The organism is Ornithinibacter sp., assembly GCF_035443565.1.
Classification (GTDB): Bacteria; Actinomycetota; Actinomycetes; order Actinomycetales; family Dermatophilaceae; genus Fodinibacter.
Window position 1 is genome coordinate 33,873 of the sequence record NZ_DAORSO010000008.1, and the last position, 6,375, is coordinate 40,247.

Consider the following 6,375-nt stretch of genomic DNA (forward strand, 5'->3'; position numbering starts at 1 on the left):
TTCCGGAAGGAGCCGCACGTGGTGGTCGACGAGCAGGCCCTCGATGACGCGGTGGCCGCGCAGGCGTTCACCGGGGTGGTGACCGTCGACGTCGGCGACCGCCGTGTCCTCGAGCGGTGCGAGGGCTTCGTGCACCGGGCGCTGGGGGTGCCGATGACGGCCGATGCCCGGTTCGGGATCGCCAGCGGCAGCAAGGCTTTCACCGCCCTGGCCGTGATGTGCCTCGTCGAGCAGGGTGTGCTGGGGCTCAGTGACCGGGTGCGCGAGTGGCTCGGCGACGACCTCCCGCTCGTCGACGACGGCGTGACGATCGAGCACCTGCTGGAGCACACCTCAGGGATCGGCGACTACCTCGACGAGGACGGCGGCTGGTCCCCGTCGCAGTTCGTCATGACGCTGCCGGTGCACACCCTCACCACGGCGCAGGCCTTCCTGCCGATGCTCGACGGGCATGCGCAACGAGGTGAGCCCGGGCTGCGGTTCACCTACTGCAACAGCGACTACGCCGTCCTGGCCGTCGTGCTGGAGCGGGCGACCGGGCAGGGCTACCACGACGTCGTGCGCCGCCTCGTGCTCGAGCCCGCTGGCCTGGAGCACACCGGCTTCCTTCCCCTCAACGACCTGCCGGGCGACGTGGCCCTGGGCTACCTGAACCCCGAGGGGAACCTCGTCAACACCTTGCACCTGCCGGTGCTCGCCGCCGGTGACGGCGGCGCCTTCACCACGGCCACCGACCTGCACCGGTTCTGGGGGGCCCTGACGGCGGGGCAGATCGTCTCGCCGGCCACGCTCGCCCGGATGACCGCGGCTCGGCACGACGTGCCCGAGGAGGGGATGCGCAGTGCGATGGGTTTCTGGCTGCACCGCTCGCACCCAGCCCTGATCATCGAGGGCTACGACGCGGGGGTCTCCTTCCGGTCGACCCACCTCGACGAGTCGCGGACGACCGTGAGCGTCCTCGGCAACAGCTCCGAGGGCGCCTGGCCGGTGATCGCGACCCTCGCACGCGACATCGACGTCGAGCTCGCGCGATAGCGGCCCGGGGGTCAGGCGGAACGGGGGTCAGTCGGAACGGGGGTCAGGCGGTGCGGGCGGTGGTGATGCCGACGAGGTCGAGCAGGGCCGCACGAGCCTCGTCACCGATCGACGTGGCGTCCCCGAGGGCGCTCGTCGCGGCATCCGCGAGCCGGGTGATCTCGTCCTCGAGCCGCGCCACCGCACCCGACCCGACGATCGTGGCGCGCAACTCCTCGACCTGCGACGCGTCCAGGTCGGCGCGGCCGACGAGCGACTCCACCCTTGCCTGACCGCCGGCGTCGAGACCGGCCAGCGCATGGGCGAGCAGCACGGTGCGCTTGCCCTCGCGCAGGTCGTCACCGGCGGGTTTGCCGGTCTCCTGCGGGTCGCCGAAGACCCCGAGCAGGTCGTCACGCAGCTGGAAGGCCCGGCCGAGGTCGAGCCCGTAGCGCGACAGCGCCTCCACGCCCGCGTCGTCCAGGCCACCCGTCGTGGCCCCGATGAGCAGCGGGTGCTCCACGGAGTACTTCGCGCTCTTGTAGCGAATCACCCGGTCGGCCCGCTCGATGCGCTCGGCCGCGGGCAGCCCGTCCCACGGGCGCATCGACTCCACGACGTCGAGGAACTGCCCGGCCATGAGCTGGGAGCGCATCCGGTCGAAGACGGTGCGCCCGCGCGCGAGGTCACTCTCTGAGAGTCCACAGGTGGCGTACACCTCGTCGGTCCACGTCAGGCACAGGTTTCCGGCGAGCACCGCGCCGGCCAGGCCGAACCGGTCGCTGTCGCCTCCCCAGCCACGCCCGCCGTGGGCGCTCGCGAACGCACGGTGGGCGGCCGGCATCCCGCGACGGGTGTCGGAGTCGTCCATGACGTCGTCGTGGATGAGTGCGGCCGCCTGGAAGAGCTCCATCGAGCTGGCGAGCCGGATGAGGGCGTCGGAGTCGGGGCGGCCGGCCGCGCGGTGGCCCCAGTAGAGGAAGGCGGCGCGCAGGCGCTTGCCCCCGCGAAGCAGCGCCGAGATGGCCGTCACCAGCTCGTCGACGTCCGGCCCGAGCTCGGCGAGCACGGCGGCCTGGGTCGTGAGCTCGGCGTCGAGGCAGTCCTGGACCCGGTGCCGCAGGTCTGCGGTGTCGAGCGGGCTGGCCACGGGGTTCCTCCTGGGGGTTGACCGGGCGGCGCACCTCGCGCCGATGGTCAGATGCTGGGTCCCCAGAGCCTACGGCGTGGGCGCTGGACTACCCTCACCGCCATGGCGCACTACGGAGGCGGAGGGCGGCCGGCGCACCTCGTGGCATCGATTCCGGGCCGTCTGGCGCAGCCTCGACCCTCGATCAGCTTCGAGTTCTTCCCACCCAAGGACGACGCCTCCGAGGCCCAGCTCTGGACGGCCATCCGCGACCTCGAGCGGCTGCGACCGGCCTTCGTCTCGGTGACCTACGGGGCCGGCGGCACGACCCAGGACCGCACCGTGCGCGTCACCGGCCGCATCGCCGACGAGACGACCCTCACCCCGCTGGCCCACCTCACCTGTGTCGGGGCGTCCAAGCGGGCGGTGCGCCAGGTAGTCGGCGCGTACGCGGCATCCGGAGTCCGCAACATCCTCGCGCTGCGCGGTGACCCGCCCGGCAACGTGCGCGGCCAGTGGACCCCGCACCCCGAGGGTCTGGACCACGCCGACCAGCTCGTCGCCCTCATCCGCGGCCTCGGCGACTTCACGGTGGGCGTCGCCGCCTTCCCTGACGTGCACCCGGACAGCCCCGACCTGGGGCACGACGTCGACGTGCTCGTGCGCAAGGCGGATGCCGGGGCGAGCTTCGCGGTGACCCAGATGGTGTTCGACGCCGACAGCTACCTGCGCTTTCGTGACCTCGTCGCTGCACGCCGCGACCTGCCGATCACCCCCGGCCTGATGCCGGTCACCAACCTCAAGCAGATCCAGCGGATGTCCGAGCTCATGGGCACGCCGCTGCCGCCTGCGGTGATCGAGCGGCTCGAGGCCGTCAAGGACGACCCGGCCGCGGTGCGCGCCGTCGGCGTCGAGATCGCCACCGAGATCGGCCAGCGGATGCTCGACGAGGGCGCGCCGGGCCTGCACTTCATCACGATGAACCGGTCGACGGCGACCCTCGAGGTCTACGAGAACCTCAGCCTCTGAGGCCGCGCCCACCCCCGCTCACAGCCGGGGGTCGACCGGCTCCGACTCCAGCGCGAGCACGGCGAACACCTGCTGGTGCACCTGCCAGAGCGGGTCATCGGCGACGAACCCCGCGAGCGCGTCGAGCCCCAGCCCGTGCTCGCGCAGCGCCAGGCGCCTCTTGTGGGTGAGGTTGCGCTCGCGCAGCAGCGGCAGGGCATCGGTGTAGTCGGGGCCGTAGATGATCCGCAGGTACTCGCGGCCACGCACCTTCAGCCCCGGCTGGGCCCGCCCCGTGACGACGTGGGCCGGCTTGACGACCATGCCCTCCCCACCGGCGGCCGTGAGCTCCTCCCACCAGCGCACGGCATCCTCGCGCTCCCGGTCCGCGGTCAGGTCGACGATCCGGTGCCGCGTCGGGGTGATGAGGTCGCTGTCGAGCCCGGCGAGCTGGGCGAGGTGCCACGGGTGCGGGTGGGTCTCGGCGAGCAGGCGCCCCTCGACGGCGAGCACCTGGAAGGGGGCCAGGGTGACCCCGTCCAGCCCGTCGGTCGGGCGCACGTACGCCGCGTAGGCGTCGCGGAAGGCGAGCGCGTTGGTGTGCCGGTCCGCGGTGCGCCGTCGCAGGTCCTCGACGTCCAGGCCGCGACCGGATGCCGCGTCGAGACCGGCGAGCGCGGCCGGCAGCGCGTGCCGGGCGGCCGCCCCGACCGAGGCGTACTGGTCGGTGATGAGGTCCAGGGCCTTGGCCGACCAGGGCAGCAGCTCGCAGTCCAGGGCGACCCAGTCGGTGTCCAGCGACGCGAACAGGGGCGCGACGGCATCCCGCAGCGACTCGACGAGGGGCGTGGTGTCGGAGAAGAACGGCCGACCCGTGCGGGTGTGGACCCGGCCGCAGGTGCCGTCGTCGATGCCGAAGCGCCGGGCCGCGACCGCGGCGTCGCGGGTGAGCACGGCGATCGCGCGCGAGCCCATGTGCTTCTCCTCGCACACCACCGAGGTGACCCCCCACCCGGCGTACTCGTCGAAGGCCTCCTGCGGGTGCTCGAGGTAGCCCTCGCGGGTGGAGGCGCGCGCCGGTGACATCGTCGGCGGCAGGTACACCAGCCAGCGGGGGTCGACGGCGAACCGGCTCATCACCTCGAGCGCAGCCGCTGCGTTCTCCTCCTCGACCTTGACCCGACCGGCTCGGGTGCTGTCGAGCCAGCGCGTCCCGGAGACGTCGTCGAGGCGCAGCACCGAGGGCTGCCGGTCGGTGCTCGGCACACCGAGCGGCCGGATCGGTTCGTACCACTGCTGCTGCGCAGGCACCGAGACGATCTGGCGCTCGGGGTAGCGCAGCGCGGTGAGCGCGCCACCGAACACCGCGCCGGTGTCCAGGCAGATGGTGTTGTTCAGCCACTGCGCGCTCGGCACGGGGGTGTGCCCGTAGACCACCATGGCCTTGCCCCGGTAGTCCTGCGCCCAGGGGTAGCGCACCGGCAGGCCGTACTCGTCGGTCTCGCCCGAGGTGTCGCCGTACAGCGCGAAGGCCCGCACCCGGGCGGAGGTCCGCCCGTGGTACTCCTCCTTCAGGCCGGCGTGGGCGACGACGAGGCGGCCGTCGTCGAGGACGTAGTGCGCGACGAGCCCGTCCATGAACGCCAGTGCGTCGGCGCGGAACTGGTCGGGTTCGCGGCCGAACTGCTCGAGCGACTGCGCCAACCCGTGCGAGACCGTCACCGTGGTGCCGCGCAGCGCCCGCACGAGCTTGGCCTCGTGGTTGCCCGAGACACACAGGGCGCTGCCCTGCTCGACCATGCCCATGACGAGCCGCACGACGCCGGGGGAGTCCGGCCCGCGGTCGACGAGGTCGCCGACGAACACGGCGAGCCGACCCTGCGGGTGGCAAGCACCGACGGCACGACCGGCATCGTCGAAATCGAGGGCCCACCCGAGGTCCTCGAGCAGGGTGCGCAGCTCACCGAGGCAGCCGTGCACGTCGCCGATGATGTCGAACGGGCCGTGCACCTCGCTCCGGTCGTTCCACGGACGCTCGCGCACGATCTGCACCCGAGGTGGTGCGCCACCAGCGTCGAGCACGTGCACCCGCCGGAACCCTTCCTTGCGCAGGCGCTTCATCGACCTGCTGAGGTCTCGCTGCTGGCGCCGCACGACCGGCATCCCGACGTCGCGGTCAGCACGCCCGGCGTTGCGCCGCCCGGCGACGGTCTCGGGCACCTCGAGCACGATGGCGTCGACGAGGGCGTGGTGCCGGCGGGCCAGGCTGACGAGCTCGGCCCGGGCCTTGGACTGCACGTTGGTGGCGTCGACGACGGTGAGCAGCCCCCGGCGCAGCCTCGTGCCGACGATGTGGTTGAGCAGCTCGAAGGCGTCCGGTGTGGCGTTCTGGTCGTTCTCGTCGTCGGACACCATCGCCCGGCAGGCATCGCTCGACACGATCTCGGTGGGGCGGAAGTGCTCTCGGGCGAAGCTCGACTTGCCGCTGCCGGAGACCCCGACGAGCACGACGAGCCCGGATGCCGGGACGCGCACCTCGGTCGTGTCGCTCGTCTCAGGCGTCACGGGTGAACACCCCCAGCTGGGTCGGGTGGCCGGTGGCGGCCTCGGGATCGCCGATGCCGCGGATCACCACCGAGTACCCGTGGGTGGCCGCCACGCGCGCGCACCAGGTCGCGAACTCGTCCCTGTCCCACTCGAAGCGGTGGTCGGGATGCCGCATTCCGGTCAGGCCGTCGTAGTGGACGTTGTACTCCCGGTTGGGTGTGGTGACGAGCACGGCACCGGGGGAGGCGGTGCCGAAGACGACCGACTCCAGGGCGGGCAGGCGGCTCGGGTCGACGTGTTCGACCACCTCCATGAGCACGGCGGCGTCGAACCCGGCGTAGCGCGGGTCCTCGTAGGTCAGGGCACCCTGGAAGAGCTCGACCCGGTCGGCCTGGCGCTCGGTCATCGTGTCGAGGTGCAGGCGGCGGGCAGCCTGGTGCAACGACCTCGTCGACACGTCGCTGCCGGCCACCTTGGTGAAGGAGGGAGTGCGCACGAGGCGCTCGAGGAAGGCCCCGGGGCCGCAGCCGAGGTCGATCACCGAGCTCACGCCGAGGTCGAGCAGCTCGGCGAGGACGGCATCGTGCCGTTGGCGGTTCAAGGGGGTGCGCTCGGTGGTGAGGGGCGAGGCTGCCGGCTCCACGGCATCCGATGTCGGTGTCGCGCACGAGTCTTCC

Annotated in this window: 5 protein-coding genes; 2 read left to right on the plus strand and 3 right to left on the minus strand. The window is 72.4% G+C overall.

Annotation, left to right across the window (positions count from 1 at the left end; genetic code table 11):
• Positions 1-18 precede the first annotated feature (18 nt).
• Positions 19-1,035, plus strand: coding sequence for a serine hydrolase domain-containing protein (locus PLL68_RS02295; RefSeq protein ID WP_324531265.1), 1,017 nt, complete (start codon positions 19-21; stop codon positions 1,033-1,035).
• Positions 1,036-1,078: 43 nt separating this feature from the next.
• Here PLL68_RS02295 and PLL68_RS02300 read toward each other — a convergent pair whose 3' ends face one another.
• A complete protein-coding gene (locus PLL68_RS02300; protein ID WP_324531267.1) occupies positions 1,079-2,164 on the minus strand; it encodes a polyprenyl synthetase family protein in 1,086 nt (361 codons plus the stop codon).
• Positions 2,165-2,266: 102 nt separating this feature from the next.
• Here PLL68_RS02300 and metF point away from each other — a divergent pair, with 102 nt between their 5' ends.
• The gene (gene metF / locus PLL68_RS02305; RefSeq protein WP_324531268.1) at positions 2,267-3,172 is read left to right on the plus strand and encodes a methylenetetrahydrofolate reductase [NAD(P)H]; all 906 of its coding nucleotides are present in this window, start codon (positions 2,267-2,269) and stop codon (positions 3,170-3,172) included.
• Between the two features lie 18 nt (positions 3,173-3,190).
• Here the strand turns inward: metF and PLL68_RS02310 are convergent, their stop codons facing one another.
• On the minus strand, positions 3,191-5,716 hold the full coding sequence (locus PLL68_RS02310) for a polynucleotide kinase-phosphatase (RefSeq protein ID WP_324531270.1): 2,526 nt from the start codon (positions 5,714-5,716) through the stop codon (positions 3,191-3,193).
• Positions 5,706-6,375, minus strand: a 670-nt coding sequence (locus PLL68_RS02315; RefSeq protein ID WP_324531271.1) for a methyltransferase, incomplete at its 5' end; no start/stop codon positions are given. The genes PLL68_RS02310 and PLL68_RS02315, both read right to left, overlap by 11 nt.